The organism is Polyangium jinanense, from assembly GCF_028435365.1.
Genome location: NZ_JAGTJJ010000070.1, coordinates 1 through 15,542, shown reverse-complemented (window position 1 = coordinate 15,542; position 15,542 = coordinate 1). Strand labels below are relative to the sequence as shown.

General features: G+C 67.8%; 18 protein-coding genes. 6 read left to right on the top strand and 12 right to left on the bottom strand.

The genetic code is table 11. The annotated features are described in order from the left end of the window. Positions 1–88: 88 nt before the first annotated feature. Positions 89–487: an antibiotic biosynthesis monooxygenase family protein gene (locus tag KEG57_RS48130; protein ID WP_272427808.1), complete on the bottom strand. Its 399-nt coding sequence runs from the start codon at positions 485–487 to the stop codon at positions 89–91. Here KEG57_RS48130 and KEG57_RS48125 point away from each other — a divergent pair. Further along, a complete protein-coding gene (locus KEG57_RS48125; RefSeq protein WP_272427809.1) occupies positions 486–1,166 on the top strand; it encodes a YdeI/OmpD-associated family protein in 681 nt (226 codons plus the stop codon). The two genes, KEG57_RS48130 and KEG57_RS48125, sit on opposite strands and share 2 nt — an antisense overlap. 9 nt (positions 1,167–1,175) lie before the next feature. Here KEG57_RS48125 and KEG57_RS48120 read toward each other — a convergent pair whose 3' ends face one another. From KEG57_RS48120 to prs, 4 genes are read right to left on the bottom strand one after another with little or no spacing between them, the layout of a single operon-like run. After that, positions 1,176–1,952 (bottom strand): ABC transporter permease, encoded by a 777-nt coding sequence (locus tag KEG57_RS48120; protein WP_272427810.1) that lies wholly within the window; start codon positions 1,950–1,952, stop codon positions 1,176–1,178. Further along, positions 1,949–2,755: an ABC transporter ATP-binding protein gene (locus KEG57_RS48115; RefSeq protein WP_272427811.1), complete on the bottom strand. Its 807-nt coding sequence runs from the start codon at positions 2,753–2,755 to the stop codon at positions 1,949–1,951. The genes KEG57_RS48120 and KEG57_RS48115 overlap by 4 nt, the downstream gene beginning before the upstream one ends. Further along, a complete protein-coding gene (locus KEG57_RS48110; RefSeq protein ID WP_272427812.1) occupies positions 2,752–4,455 on the bottom strand; it encodes an ArnT family glycosyltransferase in 1,704 nt (567 codons plus the stop codon). Before KEG57_RS48110 ends, KEG57_RS48115 begins: the two co-directional genes overlap by 4 nt. 56 nt (positions 4,456–4,511) lie before the next feature. Beyond that, positions 4,512–5,438, bottom strand: a complete 927-nt coding sequence (prs, locus tag KEG57_RS48105) for a ribose-phosphate diphosphokinase (RefSeq protein ID WP_272427813.1) — start codon at positions 5,436–5,438, stop codon at positions 4,512–4,514. 59 nt (positions 5,439–5,497) lie between these two features. Between prs and KEG57_RS48100 the strand changes: the two genes are divergently transcribed. Beyond that, positions 5,498–5,995 carry a hypothetical protein gene (locus tag KEG57_RS48100; RefSeq protein ID WP_272427814.1) on the top strand — a complete coding sequence of 166 codons (498 nt, stop codon included), beginning with the start codon at positions 5,498–5,500 and terminating at the stop codon, positions 5,993–5,995. A gap of 3 nt (positions 5,996–5,998) precedes the next feature. Here KEG57_RS48100 and KEG57_RS48095 read toward each other — a convergent pair whose 3' ends face one another. Together KEG57_RS48095 and KEG57_RS48090 are read right to left on the bottom strand one after the other, a co-directional pair. Next, positions 5,999–6,382 (bottom strand): hypothetical protein, encoded by a 384-nt coding sequence (locus KEG57_RS48095; protein ID WP_272427815.1) that lies wholly within the window; start codon positions 6,380–6,382, stop codon positions 5,999–6,001. Between the two features lie 564 nt (positions 6,383–6,946). Further along, positions 6,947–7,633, bottom strand: a complete 687-nt coding sequence (locus KEG57_RS48090; RefSeq protein ID WP_272427816.1) for a hypothetical protein — start codon at positions 7,631–7,633, stop codon at positions 6,947–6,949. 218 nt (positions 7,634–7,851) lie between these two features. On the opposite strand from KEG57_RS48090, the gene KEG57_RS48085 reads away from it, so the two are divergent. Next, positions 7,852–8,994, top strand: a complete 1,143-nt coding sequence (locus KEG57_RS48085) for a hypothetical protein (protein ID WP_272459771.1) — start codon at positions 7,852–7,854, stop codon at positions 8,992–8,994. Here the strand turns inward: KEG57_RS48085 and KEG57_RS48080 are convergent. The 5 genes from KEG57_RS48080 to KEG57_RS48060 all read right to left on the bottom strand — a co-directional run bounded on the left by KEG57_RS48080 (position 8,915) and on the right by KEG57_RS48060 (position 13,978). Continuing rightward, positions 8,915–10,138 (bottom strand): tyrosine-type recombinase/integrase, encoded by a 1,224-nt coding sequence (locus KEG57_RS48080; RefSeq protein ID WP_272459770.1) that lies wholly within the window; start codon positions 10,136–10,138, stop codon positions 8,915–8,917. The two genes, KEG57_RS48085 and KEG57_RS48080, sit on opposite strands and share 80 nt — an antisense overlap. Positions 10,139–10,578: 440 nt before the next feature. After that, a complete protein-coding gene (locus KEG57_RS48075) occupies positions 10,579–12,339 on the bottom strand; it encodes a bifunctional DNA primase/polymerase (RefSeq protein ID WP_272427819.1) in 1,761 nt (586 codons plus the stop codon). Beyond that, complete coding sequence (locus KEG57_RS48070) at positions 12,311–12,700, bottom strand: hypothetical protein (protein ID WP_272427820.1); 390 nt, start codon at positions 12,698–12,700, stop codon at positions 12,311–12,313. The genes KEG57_RS48075 and KEG57_RS48070 overlap by 29 nt, the downstream gene beginning before the upstream one ends. A gap of 25 nt (positions 12,701–12,725) precedes the next feature. After that, on the bottom strand, positions 12,726–12,977 hold the full coding sequence (locus KEG57_RS48065) for a hypothetical protein (protein WP_272459769.1): 252 nt from the start codon (positions 12,975–12,977) through the stop codon (positions 12,726–12,728). Between the two features lie 122 nt (positions 12,978–13,099). Then, positions 13,100–13,978: a hypothetical protein gene (locus tag KEG57_RS48060; RefSeq protein WP_272427821.1), complete on the bottom strand. Its 879-nt coding sequence runs from the start codon at positions 13,976–13,978 to the stop codon at positions 13,100–13,102. A gap of 555 nt (positions 13,979–14,533) precedes the next feature. Here KEG57_RS48060 and KEG57_RS48055 point away from each other — a divergent pair. The 3 genes from KEG57_RS48055 to KEG57_RS48045 all read left to right on the top strand — a co-directional run. Further along, on the top strand, positions 14,534–14,662 hold the full coding sequence (locus tag KEG57_RS48055; protein WP_272424543.1) for a hypothetical protein: 129 nt from the start codon (positions 14,534–14,536) through the stop codon (positions 14,660–14,662). 468 nt (positions 14,663–15,130) lie between these two features. Beyond that, positions 15,131–15,259: a hypothetical protein gene (locus tag KEG57_RS48050; RefSeq protein WP_272424543.1), complete on the top strand. Its 129-nt coding sequence runs from the start codon at positions 15,131–15,133 to the stop codon at positions 15,257–15,259. A 94-nt stretch (positions 15,260–15,353) separates the two neighbouring features. Continuing rightward, positions 15,354–15,542 (top strand): hypothetical protein (locus KEG57_RS48045; protein ID WP_272459768.1); only part of this gene is annotated, 189 nt, incomplete at its 3' end.

The window sequence follows — 15,542 nt, the reverse complement described above, 5'->3', positions numbered from 1 at the left end:
CTTGCGCTGGTCCGGGTCCAGGGGCGGACAGCCCCTGGTGGGGTCTGGGGCAACGCCCCAGCGCGGCGCCTCAACGTGGCTGCTTGCCTCAGGCGATCGCTTCGGCCTCGTACATCTTGATCTGCGCGGCGGTCATTGCCTTCTCGCCGCGCAGACCCTTGTGGTGCTTGCGGAACAGCTCGGAGCGCGGGTAGGCGAGGAATGCTTCGCGTGTGGACCAGCGGGAGACTGCGAGCAGGGCGCCGTCGTCTTGCCAGAGCTCGATGCCGAGAAAGCCCTCGAACTGGTCGAGGTCGTGCGCTGTGTCGCGGAAGGCTCGTTTGATCCGTGAAAGCTCGTGCTCGGGGGCCCGGATGGTGTTGACCACGATGTACATGGGGGTGACTCCTTCGAGGCAGAGCGCGCGTGGCGCGAGCACGTCGGGGCAAACCGTGTTCCACCCCGAACGCGGAAATGCCTGTAGCATGGGCGCGAGAGCGTTTGCCATGACCACCACCTCGAGCCCCCTCTCCAAGAAACTCCAGATCAAACCGGACACACGCGTCCTTCTCCTCGGCGCCCCAGACGGACGCGCGGACCTGCTCGAACCGTTGCCCGAGGGCGCGAGCGTGTCGACGGCGGCGCGTGGGTCGTTTGACGTCGTCGTGTTGTTCGTCGAGAAGGCGAAGGAGCTCGAGAAGGGCGGATTGAAGGCGATCTCTGCGGTGCGCCAGGGCGGCGTCCTCTGGATTGCTTATCCGAAGAAGAGCTCCAAGGTGGAGACGGATCTCACGCGGGACGTCGGCTGGAACGTGATCGAGGAGGCTGGCTGGGGTGGGGTTGCGCAGGTCGCGATCGACGAGACTTGGTCGGCGCTGCGCTTCAAGCCTGAGGCGACCGTTGCACGCAAGGAGAACTCGGCTGCGGCGCCGGGTGCGATGAAGAAGCGCGCGGGCGCGGCGAAGAAGACGGCGAACGTGCCGGCGCCGGCGGATCTGGCGGCGGCGCTTGCGAAGAGCAGCACGGCGAGCATGACCTGGGATGCGCTCGCGCCGTCGCATCGCAAGGAGTACGTCGGCTGGATCGAGGAGGCGAAGAAGCCTGAGACGCGCGCGCGTCGGATCTCGTCGGCGGTCGAGATGTTGGCGGCCGGTATCAGGGACCGGAACGCCAAGTACGCGCGCTGAGCGCTCGCATCAGTTCTTCTCCGACGGATGCCACCGCCGGAGCAAGAGCCAGCCGCCGAGGTTCGTCGCGCCGAACAAGCCGAGCCCGAGCGCCGAGGCGCAGAGCACGGCTGCGAAGAGCAGGTCGGTTCGGAGCTGCCGCGGCGCGCTCATGATGAGGATGCCGAGCCCGGGCGTGCCCTCGGCGAAGCCCGCCACGAATTCACCCACGATCGCCCCGATCACCGCGAGCCCGCCTGCGATGCGCAGGCCTGTGACGATGCTCGGCAAGGACGAGGGCAAGCTCAAGAGCACGAGCGTGCGGAGCTTGCCCGCGCCGTAGAGGCGGAACAGATCGCGCAGCGCGGGCTCCACCGATCGCAGCCCGGAGAGCGCGTTCGCCACCACCGGAAACACGCTCACGATGAACGCCGACACGCTGACCGCGCGCTCGCCCGGCCCGAACCACAACACGAGCAGCGGCGCGATGGCCACGATCGGCACGGTCTGCAGGAAGACGGCGTAGGGGTAAAACGCGCGTTCGAGCAGGCGCGAGGCGGAGAGCGCGACGGCCACGAGGACGCCGATCACGCCGGAGAGCACAAATCCGAGGAGCGCGCTTTTTGCCGTGGTCAAGGTCGCGAGCGCGAGCGTGGTCGCGTCGGCGGCGAACGCGGCGGCGATCTGGCTCGGCGGGGGCAGGAGATACGCCGGCACCGCGAGGACGCGCACGAGCACCTCCCAGACGCCGAGCATGAGGACGAGCGAGAGAACCGGCGGGGCCGCGGCGGCGAGGGACCTTTTCATGGCGCCTCCCCGGCGAGGAGCGCGTCCTGGAGCGGGCCGAGCACGCGGGCGAAGCGCGGATCGCTGCGCAGGGAGGCGGCGCGCTCGCGGGGCAGGTCGATCGGGGCGTCGAGGAGGATACGCGCTGGGCGGCGGGAGAAGACGATGCAACGCTCGGCGAGGTAAGCGGCCTCGGCGTTCGAATGCGTGACGAAGAGGACGGTCATGCCGAGGTCGAGCCAGAGCGCGCGGAGTTGATCGTCGAGCCTCTGGCGCGTGAGCTCGTCGAGGGCGGCGAAGGGCTCGTCGAGGAGCAGGATGCTCGGGCGCGTGACGAGGGCGCGGGCAAGCGAGACGCGCATCTTCATGCCGCCCGACAGCTCCGCCGGATACCGCGCCGCCGCGTCGCCGAGACCGACCTGCTGGAGCGCGGCGAGCGCCTGCTCGCGCCTCTCCTCGCGAGAAACGCCCGACAGTTCGAGCGGCAAGGCTGCGTTGTCGAGAACGTCGCGCCAGGGGAGCAGGTGGGCGTCTTGAAACACGTATGCGATGCGCGGACGCGTGGCGCCGTCCGGAGAGACGAGCCGGACCGAACCCCCGTCGGCCTGGTCGAGGCCGGCGACGAGGCGGAGGAGCGTGGATTTGCCGCAACCGGAGGGGCCGAGCAGGGCGACGAAGGTGCCGGCCGCGACGTCGAGGTCGAGGCCGTCGAGCACCACGCCGCTCCCGGCAAAGACGCGCCGCGCGCGCTCGACGACGACCCGCACCCCGCCCGAGGAAGGCGCCTCCGCCGCGATGCCGGGTTCGAGGACCAGGGCCGTCATCGGGCGATTTCCCGGTAGACGTCGAATCCGTCGATCGTCCGGACGAGCGTGTATTGATTCTCGAGGAGCGCCTGGAGCTCGGGGAAGCTCGTGAGCGCGTCGGCCGAGCCCATTCCGTCTCCCGTGACCATGGCGACGATGTCGTAATGCTGGACGACGATCGCGGCGGGCGGGCGATGGCGGAGATCCTCCATGAGAATACGCCGGTGCTCTTCCTTGGCCCAGGGCACGCGTTGCGGGATGTCGTAGATGTACCGCGTCGAGGAGGCGCGATCCGCCATGTCGTAGAGGTTCGGCACGAAGCCCCAGACGAAGATGGGGCGATTCGTGGGGACCTCCTGGCGGAGGAGATTCGAGACCTCCCGCAGCGCCACGATGTTCACGTCGCAGAGGCTATTCAGCTCGTCGAGCCCACGCTGGTCACGGAACCCCTCGGCCACGATGGCGAGGCGCTTCTGCGAGCGCACGAGGAACGAGCCGGGGACGTCCTTCGTGGCCGATCGGCCGAACGGGACGAACAGGACGAAAAGAGCAAACCCCGCGAGGCCGAGGGCGCCGCGCGCCCGCGCCCATTGGAAGAGCGCGTGATACCCGAGCGCGGCGCAGAGGGCGGTGAGCGGCCACGTGGCGCCGTAATGGTACGGGAAAAACTTCCCCTGCATGGCCACGCCGACGAGGTGGATGACCACGATGCCGAGCGAGAGCAGGACGAGCGGCCGCTCCTTTGCGCCGATGCCGAAGCCGAGCGCGAGGAGCAATCCCACGGTCGGGACGCTGCCGTATTGCTGGAGCCACTCCGTGAACGCGTAATACAGCATGCCCGTCACGGTCGCGCCGTGCCAGCCGAGCGCCGTATAATGGGGCGTGAAGACGAAAAGGACGCGGTGAAGATCGCCGAGCGCGCCACGCGCGGCGAACCACGCAATGCAGAGCGCGATCGGGATCGCCCCGCCCGCCGCGAGCAGGAGCGAGGGGCGGACCAGGTTCTGCGCGGCAGCTTTGAGGCGCTCGATCGTGGGCTGTTCGGCGTCCGTATCCCACCACGCGGGCAGGAGCGCGAGGATCGCCGCGCCGCCCACGAGCGGCGGCTTGAGGAGGAAGGCGAACCCGAAGAGGAACCCGGCGACGAGATACGAGCGCGCCTTCGTCACCGCGTGCGAGGGCAGTCCCGAAGGGCCGAGGGCCGGGACGCAGAGCAGGGCGGCGATCGTGAGCATGCCGCCGAAGGACTCGGGCTGCGCCGTGTGCCAGAACTCGAGCTGCGCGTGGATGAAGACGGCGATCGTCGCGGCCACGAGGCCGATGAGGCCACTTCCCCAGAACCTGCGCGTGAGCCGGACCATGCCGAACGACATGAGCGAGAGGCCCACGATCTCCACCACGCGGATGCCCCACTCGGCCGAGCCGAACAGGAGCCGGGCGAGGGCGTAGATCAGGAAGATGCCGGGGGGCTTGAAGTCCCAGGCGTCGCGGTAAGGCATGCCGCCTTCGACCACGGCGCGCGCGACGAGGGTGTAGATGCCCTGGTCGCGCCCGTGGCCGAACGTGAGCATGTCGAGGAACAAGACCGCCATGATCCCGAGGCACAAGGCGACGAGCGCGCGTTCTGCGAGGTTCGCGAAGCGCGTCGGGGTCGCGGATACGGGGGGCGGCGTGGCCCGCTCGGGGGCGGCTTCCGGTTCGTCGGCAGCGAGAGTCACCGGGGCGACGTTCTAGTCGGAACCGGCGGAGGCTCCAACCTATTTGGGCCCGCCTCTCAGATGCGGTACGTCCGCTCGATCGCGTGGACGAAGAGCGGCGCGACGGACTCGATGGCGGAGGGCGCGAGCTGCTGGCTGCCCGGGTGCGAGTCGGTGCCGAGAATGTGCTCGAACATGCCACTCGCCTGGAGTTTTTCGCGCGCGCCGGGGGGCAGGACGAGGTGGCTCGCGACGGCGTGGCACCGCGTGGCGCCGGCGGCGAGGTAGGCCGCGGCGGCCTGGATGAGCGAGGATCCCGTGCGGATCATGTCGTCGTAGATGACGACCTCGCGGCCGCGCACGTCGGCGTTGACGCCCGTGACGGCGAGCTTGCCGGTGTCGGGATCGCGGCGTTTGTAGACGAACGCGGGCTCGACATCGAGGTCACGCGCGAGGCTCTGGACCCACTTGGCGCGGCCGGCGTCGGTGGCGCCGAGCAGGTACGAGCGGCCGTCCATCGTGCGCTGGATGAGCTTCGTGACGAGGGGGGCGCCGTAGAGGTGGTGGGTGACGTGGCTGTCGCCGAAGTAGTAGGGGATGCCGTCGGTGTGGAGGTCGAAGAGGTAGACGCGCGTGCCGCCCTCGCAGGGGGGGATGGCCGAGATGAGGCGGGCGCGGGTCTTGGCCGTGACGACCTCGCCGGGCAGGACGGCGCGCTCCATGGTCGCGTAGCCGAAATACGGCATGACGATGGAGAGGGAGCGGGCGCCGCCGGTGCTGATGGCGCAGCCGAGGTCGTAGAGCTCGAGCCAGTCGAGGTCGGTGGGGGTGCCGCCGAGCAGCACGACGTCGCGGCCCCACGGGTCCTCGGCGACGCGGAGGTACCGCTCGCCGTCGGGGAAGGTCTTGTGCACGATCTCGCCGCGATCGAGTTCGCCGGCCGCGAGGAACCGGGGCTCGAGGTAGGCGTACGAGGAGATCGTGAAGAGGAGCTTTCTTGCCATGGAACCCGGGTTCTCCTCGCCCATCTTGGCGCCGTTGTCACGTCTCGAAGGAGGAGCCCATGAGAAAAATCGCGTTGCCCGGCCCGGTCGCATCCGCCTTCGTCACGCTCATCACGCTGACCGTCGTCCCGGGCATGGCGCGCGCGGACGAGCCCGCGAAGGCGGGATGGGATGGACGGTTCGTCGTGGGGATGAGCGCGCTCGGCGTGTCCGCGGTGTCGCTGGGGTTCGGGATTCTGTCGACGTATCAGGTGTACGAGGTGAATGAGGCCATCCGAACGAGCGCGTTCGCGGCGAGGTTCACGGATGCGCAAAACGTGTGCGTGGCGGCGGAGACGTCGGCGGATGTGGGGGCGGGGGTGATGCGGGAGACGTGTGCGCGGGGGAATACGTACAACACGCTGCAATACGTGATGTACGGGCTGCACGTGGGGTCGGCGCTGGCGGGGATTTATTTGGTCGCGACGAGTGGGAGGGCGGGGGAGAGGAAGGGGGTGGCGGTGGTGCCGGTGGTTTCGGCGGGGTTTGGCGGGGTGGTGGTGCGGGGGGCGTTTTGAGGGCTAGCGGATGGGGCGGAGGTGGTCGATTCGGCGGTCGTGGAGGATCTCGTAGGTGGCTTTGAGCGTGGCCGCTTTCCCGGGCTCGATCTTCTCCATGCAGTAGAATCGATTGCCCAGGCGTAGGCAGTCACCCAGCAACAGGCCGGTTGCCGGGGGTTGCATGCCGTCCCCCCACCAATTCTTTTCGTTGATGAACGATTCGGGGACGTCGCAGACGTAGGTGATATCTGCACCGAGCGGCTCCCCGCCGAGCGCGTGGTGCAAGAAGACGTTGCAGCCATTCACGCGCGTGGGCTGTTTGAGTTCGAGCGTGACCTCGGAGGGTTCGGCACGCCCGCAGGAGGCGAGGACCAGGGCGGCAATCATGAAGAACGAGAATCGCATAATCAATTCCTGGGATAGAGGCGTCGATCACAGGTAGCGAAATTTATCTCTTCTTTGGGCGCACAGTCGAGGCACTTACGACGCATCTCAATGCAGCAATCGTTGCAACTACGCTGGGCACCCTTGTGGTCGCAACTGTTGTGACAAAGAGGGGTCTGCTCCTCACACCACTCGGGGGCTCTGCACTGGGTCGCAGTCACATTGGACCCTCCACAGGCCGTGAGCCAGCTTGCCAGAAGGAACAACACCGGAGCCCCACGCATCGTACGACCTCACCCGAGCCTGCCGGCCCTCAGCCGACGCGTCAACCGCTTTCCCCGCCTGGATCGCCCCTCGCGCGCCGCGCAACCGGGTGGATCGAGACCTCGATCGCCCCTCGCGCCTCACGCAACCGGGTCGCTCGACACCTCGATCGACCCTCGCACCTCACGCAACCAAGTGGATCGAGACCTCGATCGCCCCTCGCACCTCACGCAACCAGGTCGATCGAGACCTCGATCGCCCCTCGCGCCTCACGCAACCGGGTCGCTCGACACCTCGATCGACCCAGTTGCGCAGTCTACCTCACGAATCCTCGCCCTCCGGACCCTCGTCCGCGTCACCCGCTTCACGCTTCCGCTTCGGCCGCGTTGGCTCCAGGAAGGCCGCGACGCGCTTCGGTTGCCCCGGGAAGAGCTTCTTCAGGTCACCTTCGAGCCGGTCGAGCTCCAGGTTGATGTCCTCCACGTAAAGCTCCTCCGACGTGCCCTGCAAGGCCAGCGCGCGCAGCCCATTCGCGCGCTCCTTCGCGGTGTCGTCGAGCTTGTCCGTCACCGTCCCGAGCCGCGGCGACCATTTCAATGCGAGCGGCTCGTCCGGGTTCCGCCCGAGCTCGTCGAGCCATTCGCGACCTTGCTTCACCTCGCGATCAATTCCGAACGCCTGCGCCGCCGACGGCGAGACGTCCTTGAAAAACCGCGTATAGGGCGGCACATCTCGGCGGCCGCCCGTCTTGTCGACGACGTCCCTGCCAAACGACGCGACCTCGGGATCCCATTGCGCATCCGCAACGGCGAGCCGCGCCCGCGCGCGGCCGAGCGCGCGCTCCTGCTTGCGGCCCTCCGCCGCGAGCGCGTCGCCCTTGGCCGTGAGCGATTCCCACAGAGGCGCGAGGTGCTTCGTGGCTTCGTCGCTCGCGAGGCCGTCCGCGATCGCGGCGCAGATGTCGGCGGCAGGTTGGGCGGATGTATTCGGGCGTAGATGTGTAGCCATGTGGGGAACGTAACCGAGGCGGCGGGGGACGTGTCAAGGGGGAAGGGGGCCTCGTGCGGTGCAGGGATACGAGGAGAAATTGACGCCTTTGCCATGCATTCGGCACCATTGCCGGCCTACCAGAGCATGCCCGATCATCACCGCAGGGGTGGTTTGGGAGGGCGCGTTCACCTCGGGAACTGCCGATGCTTCCTCGCGTCTTCGCCTGGTGCTTGCCGTTGACCCTTCTCGTTCTGTGCGTGCCGACGGTCGCCCGCGCGGAGATCCGCGTCTGTGTACGGCTCCCAGGGCACCCGAAGATGGACCAGTGGGCCCTGTCGGGGAGCGCGACCGTGATGACCCAGAGCTGGCAGGTCTTCACGGCCAAGACCAACGGCCTCACGACCTTCGCCTACGACCCTTATGCGCCGCCTGGAAACGTACGGTTTCTGCCGCCTCCGTACAACAAGCTGAAGTGTCCCGCGCCGCCGCCGCGACCGAAGCCAGCTCCGGCGAAGGACCCGCCCAAGGCCTCGGCCGAGGAGAACAAGGCGGGAGCCTCCACATCCGCCGAAGCCTCGGAGACGCCGAAGCCTCCGCCGACGAAGGATGAACAAGTCGAGGCCGTGCCGCCGGGCGTGAAGAAGATGCCAGAGCGCCCGCCAGAGAAGCCGCGGCCCGCGCCGCCTCCGCCCGAAGGCGTGCTGTCGAACGAGCCGCTCTTGCCGTCAACGTCCACCTTGCCGAAGCGGGACGAGGTGCATCCGCCGAAGTGCGTGGACGAGCATTGCACGCTGGTGGATCGGGGCGGAGCGCTGCCCGAGCTTCAGCACGGGCAAGGGCGACCGCTCGTGAGCGCGGTCCCGTGCGCGCAGACGAAGGAGGGGTGCAACGGGAACGGGAAAGGCAAGGCGAAGCCCCTGACGCCGATCGAGCGGATGGTCCGCGAGCTGACGATCGCCTCCGCGATGCTCAACGGCGAGTTCAACCACGACCTCGCGCGCAAGGACGGCAAGCGGTTCGGCATCATCGGCGGCGACGATGAGGACGGCGTCGATAGCGCCATTGTCCAGGCCGCGGCGGCCCTCACGCAGGTCGCGTCCGCGGTGCTCGTCGGGCAGGCCGAGAAGTTCGCCAAGAAGCTGGAAGAGGCGTGCGCGAAGAAGGCGCCGCTCATCATCGAGGGGGCGGAGAAGCTGTCCAAGGAGACGGCGGAGCTCCTTGCCCAGCGGTACGGCGTGGACATCGCGCACGGGCTGGAGCAGAACGGCGCGATCGGCGCTTATGAGGTGATGCGCGAGTTCACGCGGGGGTTAGAAGGGTCCTACCAGGCGCATCACATCCTGGAAAAGGATATAGGCCGAGCTTCCCTTGCCCTATGATCCCAGCGGTTTCGCGCACGCTGCGCGGAACCCTCGACAGATTCCCCGACAAATTCCCGCTCGTCCGCGGGCGCTCCACGGTCGAGCCCAGCAGGGAGGCGGGCAACGGCGGGAAGGGCTCGCCGACGTTGCCCGTCACCGACTCCGCCTCGCGAATGTAGAGCATCGTCGTCTCGAAGTTTCGATGCCCCGCGCGCTGCATGATGACGTGCGGCGTGTCGCCGCGGAGCGCCATCCAAGTGCATCCCGTAGCCCGCAAGTCGTGGAAGGTGATCCGCTTGTGGAGCTCGTCGGCGATGAAGAGGTCCGGCCGGGTGATTCCGGCCCTCGTCAGGGCCTTGCGGAAGCGCCGGGCCATCGCCCAATTTCGGACGCGTATCACGAACCCGCTGTCATCGCGCTCCGCGTAGAGCACGCGCAGCAAGGGGAGCAGGTTCGGCTCGATCCTGAAGCCGCGCGGGCGCTTGCCCTTCGTGCCCTTCTCCTGCTTCCGCTGGCGATCGTAGCTGCGCCGGATGTGCGCGACGCCGTGATCGAGATCGATGTCTGTCCACCTCAGTTGCAGCACTTCCGAGACGCGGCAATAGAGGTATATCGCGAGCGCGTAGAGGCGCCGCAATTCCAGGTCTACCCCTTCGCACGATGCGAGTTTCAGGAACTCGTCCGGGTAGAGGTAGGCTTTGGATTTTTCGGTCCCCCGGTCGGGGGGCGTGATGCCAAGCGCCGGGTTATCCGCGCGCACGCGCAGCGCGAGGTTTTTGGAGGCAGACGCATCCTTGAAGAGCTTTCCGACGGCAAGCCATAGCTTCGACACGCTCTGCCATGAATACTCTTTTCGGGCGATCTGCCCGTCGAGGGCTTGCACGAGCTTTTCAAGGTCTCCACGCGTGATCGCTGTAATCGGCTTTGTGCCGATGTGCGGCAGGACGTGCAGCTTGAACGCCGAACGGTCGCTTCCTACGTTCGAGTAGCCGCGCTCGTCGCGGTCTTTCAGCCACCGTTCGAGGTACTCTGCGAAGGTCTCGCCCTTCGGAATGGGCGCAGCGCTGCTACGCTCGCGCGCCTGCTCTTCAAGACGCGCGCGTGCCCGGTCGGGATTGTCTGTGTAGAACTGCGCAGACTCACGGGCGCGCGCTTCGGACATGCCTGGGGAGAGGTGGATCCGCACGTAGCGACCGTCCAGAAGGACGCGCGCAACGTAGCGATTGCCCTCGAGCAAAACATTACCAGTGCGACGGCGGCCCATATTACAGGACCTCCGCGCATGGAAAAACGCTGGATCTCGCCCACGTGGGCGCTATGGTGCCCATAGGTCAAACCTCGTCTCAGTCGGGGTTCGGCTCAGGGGTCCGTTCGGCGTGTTCAGCACCGGGCGGGCCCCGCTTTTTGTTACTGCCCGTACAGGCGAACACAAGCGAGGGCCGGCGTCAAGGTGCCTGACGAGGGGGCCGGACCCGTAGGGCCTTCCTCGCCGCGTGGTTCGCCCGTCGTGAGCCTCGCGAGCCTGGGGAGCATGTCCGCGCGTCGCTCGTTGCCCGGACGCGTCCACGGGCGTCCTGGGGCCGCGTGCGGGCCGCTCGCCTGCTACATGGGCTCGCGTTCGGGTGCGTCTGCGGGGCCTGGCGTGGCCGGTGGAGCCTCACCCGCCAACCACGCGAGGCCGGCAGGGGTTATGTAGTGACAGACGGGCTTGTTCTTTTCGTTCGGTCTGTCGACCCGCAGATATTCGCGCCGCCTCAGTTCGTCACGGGCGCCGTAGACTTTCTCACTACTGCCTTCGACGCCGGCCACAAGCGTCCGCGCGGAGCATCCATCATGGTCTTTCACGAATGCCAGGACCTTGCGCATCAGGCGTTCCAACTTCGGATCGTGCTTCTGTTTCTGTTTCTGGTCCTGCTCCGCGCTCCGGTACACGACCCGCACGCCTCCCTTGGGATCGTTGCCGATCGCGACGTCCTCAAACTGGAGGTAGAAGGGCTCGATCAGCCCTCCGGTGGACTCGGCCGCGGGCTTGACGTGGACGAGCCTTCGGGCCGGCTCGTCGGGCTTGCTCTGCAACGTGAACACGGAGCCGCACGCGTCGAAGATCCCAGACGAACCACGCAGCCCGAGCCGCGCGTCTCCGTTGTCGTTATCGCGCGGTTTGCCTTGGTGGTGGATCAAGACGATCGCCGCGCCGGTTTTCTCCGATATCAGGGTGAGCTTGTCGATCTCATCGCGCACGCGGGAGTCGTTTTCGTCGACGCCAGCGATCAGGCCCCGCAGGGCGTCGATGAGAACGAAGTCCAGGCCATCGAGCGCACGGCAGAAGATATCCACCGCTTTCGCGTGTGTCAGCGGTATCCGAGCAAGCGACGACACACGCAGACGATAAGCAATGTCCCTGGGATCAATGCCCTTGCCAGCGCAGAGACGCTGATAGCGCCTCCGTGTCGCCCAGGCGCCCTGGTCGTAATCGAGGTGTCCGACCCGTAGAGGCCCCGGAACCGTGAAGTCTACCGCGTCCCATAGCGGGCGTCCCGCCGCGAGCGAGACGAGGGCGTCCTGCATGATCATCGTCTTGCCCGATGCCCCGTAGGCTGCGAGTAACGGCGGCCGGCCGGGAGCCCATTGCATTTTTTCGCATATCCACTTGATCGGAGGCAACGGCGCGAAGATGTCCGGCGTGTCGAGCCACTGGATCCGGGGGCCTTCTGGCGCGCTCGCCACCTCCGCGCGGGCAGGCTCCGCGCGCTGTGCTGTCATCGGCTCCGGTGGGGTCGGTGCTCGTCCCATTGCCTTGTGGAGCATCCACGGCGGCAACGGCGCGGGGGCCAGTGCATCTGGGTCGGCGCTCGTAGGCCATTCACACGGCGCCCCGTCCGCGCTTCGGTATGGCGGCAGCACGACGAACGAGCCATCACCACGCACGTAGAGGCCATGATCCACCTTGGCACGCTTCGGGATCGGTTCTTGTGGCGCGCTGAATAGGAACAGTATGCCGTCTGTCGTGTCGATCCGCGGGACGTCGGGAAACGAACCGTGCTCCTCCACCGCAGCGAGGAACGCCTGATCGCCCCCTTGGCCGATGTTGATCTCCAGCGCCACGATTCGGGACGCTGCGCCGGTAGGAAGGCCGATCGGGGCGTCCGGCCATGTCGTCCAATATCCAAGAATTGCGGTCTCGTCGGACGTGGCCCGCTTCAGGTAGTCATCGTGCCGCGGGTGGCGTCCCTTGTGCTTGCACTTCGGCCCGTCGTCGCACGTGCAGGAGGTCTCTTCGCCGTCGACACGTACGCCGTGCAGCGGGAAGACAGGCCAGCCTCTACGGGCGCAATCAAGGGCTGCGTCGAGTTGCGGGCCCATTGCGCCTCCGTGATCCGTCTTTGCGTTCGGCGTGCCGTCGCATTGCTAGCTCGTGCTCCTCGGCCGGTGACAAGGCGTTCACGTCTACCGCCGCGAGGTCGCGCGCCTGGGGAGGCGGGCGGGGAGCTCGGGGCCGTGCGCCTTCCTGCGCTTCGATGAACGCGTGAGCCTCTTCCCGCAGGACAAGGATCGTCTTCCCGTCGGGCGCCTTGAAGCTCCGGATCTTGCCTTGCCCCGTGAGCCGCTCGAATGCCCGTTCGCCCCACGGGAACGACTTCCTGTCGTAGTAGCGCGGTCCCTCGTCGCCTTTGGCGAGCTTCGCCGTCTCCTCGCGAAAGGCCGTGAGAAGTGCAGCGGCCAAGGGTCGGACGGCTTCTACCAGGGGGTCAACGGGCGCCATGATCGGCCCCCCCTTGCCCCGCGTGCGCCTGTAGCTGCTGGCGAACCTGGACGAGCGTCCCGATCCGCACGGGAAGGCCGCCCGTCACGCGTGCCAGGGTTTGGCGGCTGATGTTGAGGCGATCGAGGGCCGCCCGCTCGCCGATGGCAGACACGAGAGCGCCGAGGGCTTGGCGCACGTCATCCGGCGGGGTGACGCCTTGGGCCCGGGGAATTGTGGAGCGTTGTGCTTGCCGCATGGTGCGCGGAGCGAAGCACCACGCACGAAAAGAAGCCCTGAACGGCGGAACGGTGCCTGCCGTTCTACCGCGGTCGGTAGAATGCCCTCACCCGTTCTACCGATCCTTGACGGTGCGCCGCGTTACTCGGCTTCCTCGTCGCGCGGACCGAAGACGAGGACATGCCCCTCGTTGCCGTCCGGATCCTCGGAGACGATCACCGCGCGTTCGTCATCGTCTAGGTGGAAATAGACCGTGGCAGGGTCGGTGTCTTTCTCGAGAATTGAGATGAAGCTCTTGGGGTTCTTATGCCCCAATGCCTCGAGCACGTCGAATATGAGGCGGCATATTGTCTGCGGTCGTATCCACTCGCCGAGCGGCGTCCGGAGTAGTTTTGCCTGGATCGCCCCTTGGACCACCCCCACGCTTCTCTCGTCGGCTCGGCGCTGCGGATCGATTCCGTCCGCGTACAGATCAAAAAACTTGTAAACAATGGGGGCGGCCAACTCGCTCGCCAGCACTTTTGCGGCGTCCTCTTCGTTGGCCGCGTAATCGTCGATATGGTGCGACCACAGGTACATGCTGCCTGCAATGAACTGCAAGAGGGACCGCTTCTGATCGGCTGGATGGGGGATGACGTCGCCGCCCATGACCACAAGGCCGGCCCCTCGGGCGTCGGCCCCCTCCTTTTCTTTTAGGTAGTTTGCTGCCTTCGCCGCGGAAGCCTGCAAATACTCGTTGTCGTCGGTCAGGTGGGCGAATAGCGCGGCGCGCATGATGCGCGCGAGCTTGACGAAGCGGTCACGGTGCTGCCGGTGGGGGGTCGGGGCGAATGCGTAGGATGTCGCTGCGCGGCTGTACCAGTCGGTAATGCCGGCGAAAACGCCTAGAGCTTTGGCGCGCGCTTCGTCCGTCCAGTCAGCCGCCCACTCGGGCGGGGGAAAGTCGGGGCCGCGTAGCGATGGGGAGAGCGGAGCATCATCGGGCGGGGGGGCGTCGTCGTGGTCGGGGTCGGTGCTCATGGTCGAGCGCGGAGGCTACCGGCGCGCGGGGGCCCGGGTCTAGGGTCGGTCGGTCGTGTTCCTGCGTGTTTCTCCCGTGGTTCTGCGTGATCCTGCGTGATCCGAGGAACACGGCGGCAAGGTCGTGTGTGTGTGCCCCTACGTGGTCGGTTTTCTTCTGCTCGGTGCTCGGTTCGTGTGGCGGTGTGGTCCTGCGTGTTTCTCCCGTGGTTCTGCGTGATCCACTTGGCGTTCCGGTAGGGCCGGGGCGTGTGTTCCGTGTTCCCCGCCCCCTTAAGGGGCGGGAACACAGGAACACGACGCAGCCCCGGACCGGAGGCGGAAGCAGGCTAAACAGAGAGGCGGGTTACAGTGTGATGGTTGGTGCGGCACGGCGCCAAAAGACGCGGGATCTACGGGGGGCCGCGAACAGTGGCGGGGGCCTTCGAGGCACAAGGGAGGCGACTTTCGCGCGGCGCCCCGATCGGCGCGAAGTGCTCGTGAACGTCGCCGGGGCCCGGGGCCGGGCCTGCGTCGCCGCTCGCGTGCACGCCTTCCTCGCCGCTCTTCTCGGCCGTGGTCGCCGTGGTCGCCGTGGCCGCCGTGGCGCAGCTCGTCGGCGTCGTCGTGCTCGAGCAGGCCATGCGGCCCGTGGCAGGGCGAAGGGCCCTCGGGCGGGGCTCGTCGGCGTCGCCGTCGCCGTGAGGGCCGCGGCCGTGGCGGAGCTCGTCGCCGTCGCCGGCATCGGCCGGGAGCTCGTCGCGGTCGAGTGCGGCGGGGTCGAGGTGGCGTCGACCTCGTGCCCGAGGGCATCGCCCTGCTCGCGCCGCCGCTCGCGTTCCTGCCGGCCGGGGAACGCCTGGGAACACGGAACCACGGCGCGAACCTCGCCTTCGTCCAGGTGCGGCGGGTCGAGCGCGCCGGTCACCTCGAAGGCCCCGACGTCATCATCGGCGAGGTGGGGCCCGGGGCCGGGGTTACGCCGGGACGAACCATTGCGAGGGCCGTGGATCGCGAGGGCCGCGAACAGTGGCGGGGGCCTTCGAGGCACAAGGGAGGCGACTTTCGCGCGGCGCCCCGATCGGCGCGAAGTGCTCGTGAACGTCGCCGGGGCCCGGGGCCGGGCCTGCGTCGCCGCTCGCGTGCACGCCTTCCTCGCCGCTCTTCTCGGCCGTGGTCGCCGTGGTCGCCGTGGCCGCCGTGGCGCAGCTCGTCGGCGTCGTCGTGCTCGAGCAGGCCATGCGGCCCGTGGCAGGGCGAAGGGCCCTCGGGCGGGGCTCGTCGGCGTCGCCGTCGCCGTGAGGGCCGCGGCCGTGGCGGAGCTCGTCGCCGTCGCCGGCATCGGCCGGGAGCTCGTCGCGGTCGAGTGCGGCGGGGTCGAGGTGGCGTCGACCTCGTGCCCGAGGGCATCGCCCTGCTCGCGCCGCCGCTCGCGTTCCTGCCGGCCGGGGAACGCCTGGGAACACGGAACCACGGCGCGAACCTCGCCTTCGTCCAGGTGCGGCGGGTCGAGCGCGCCGGTCACCTCGAAGGCCCCGACGTCATCATCGGCGAGGTGGGGCCCGGGGCCGGGGTTACGCCGGGA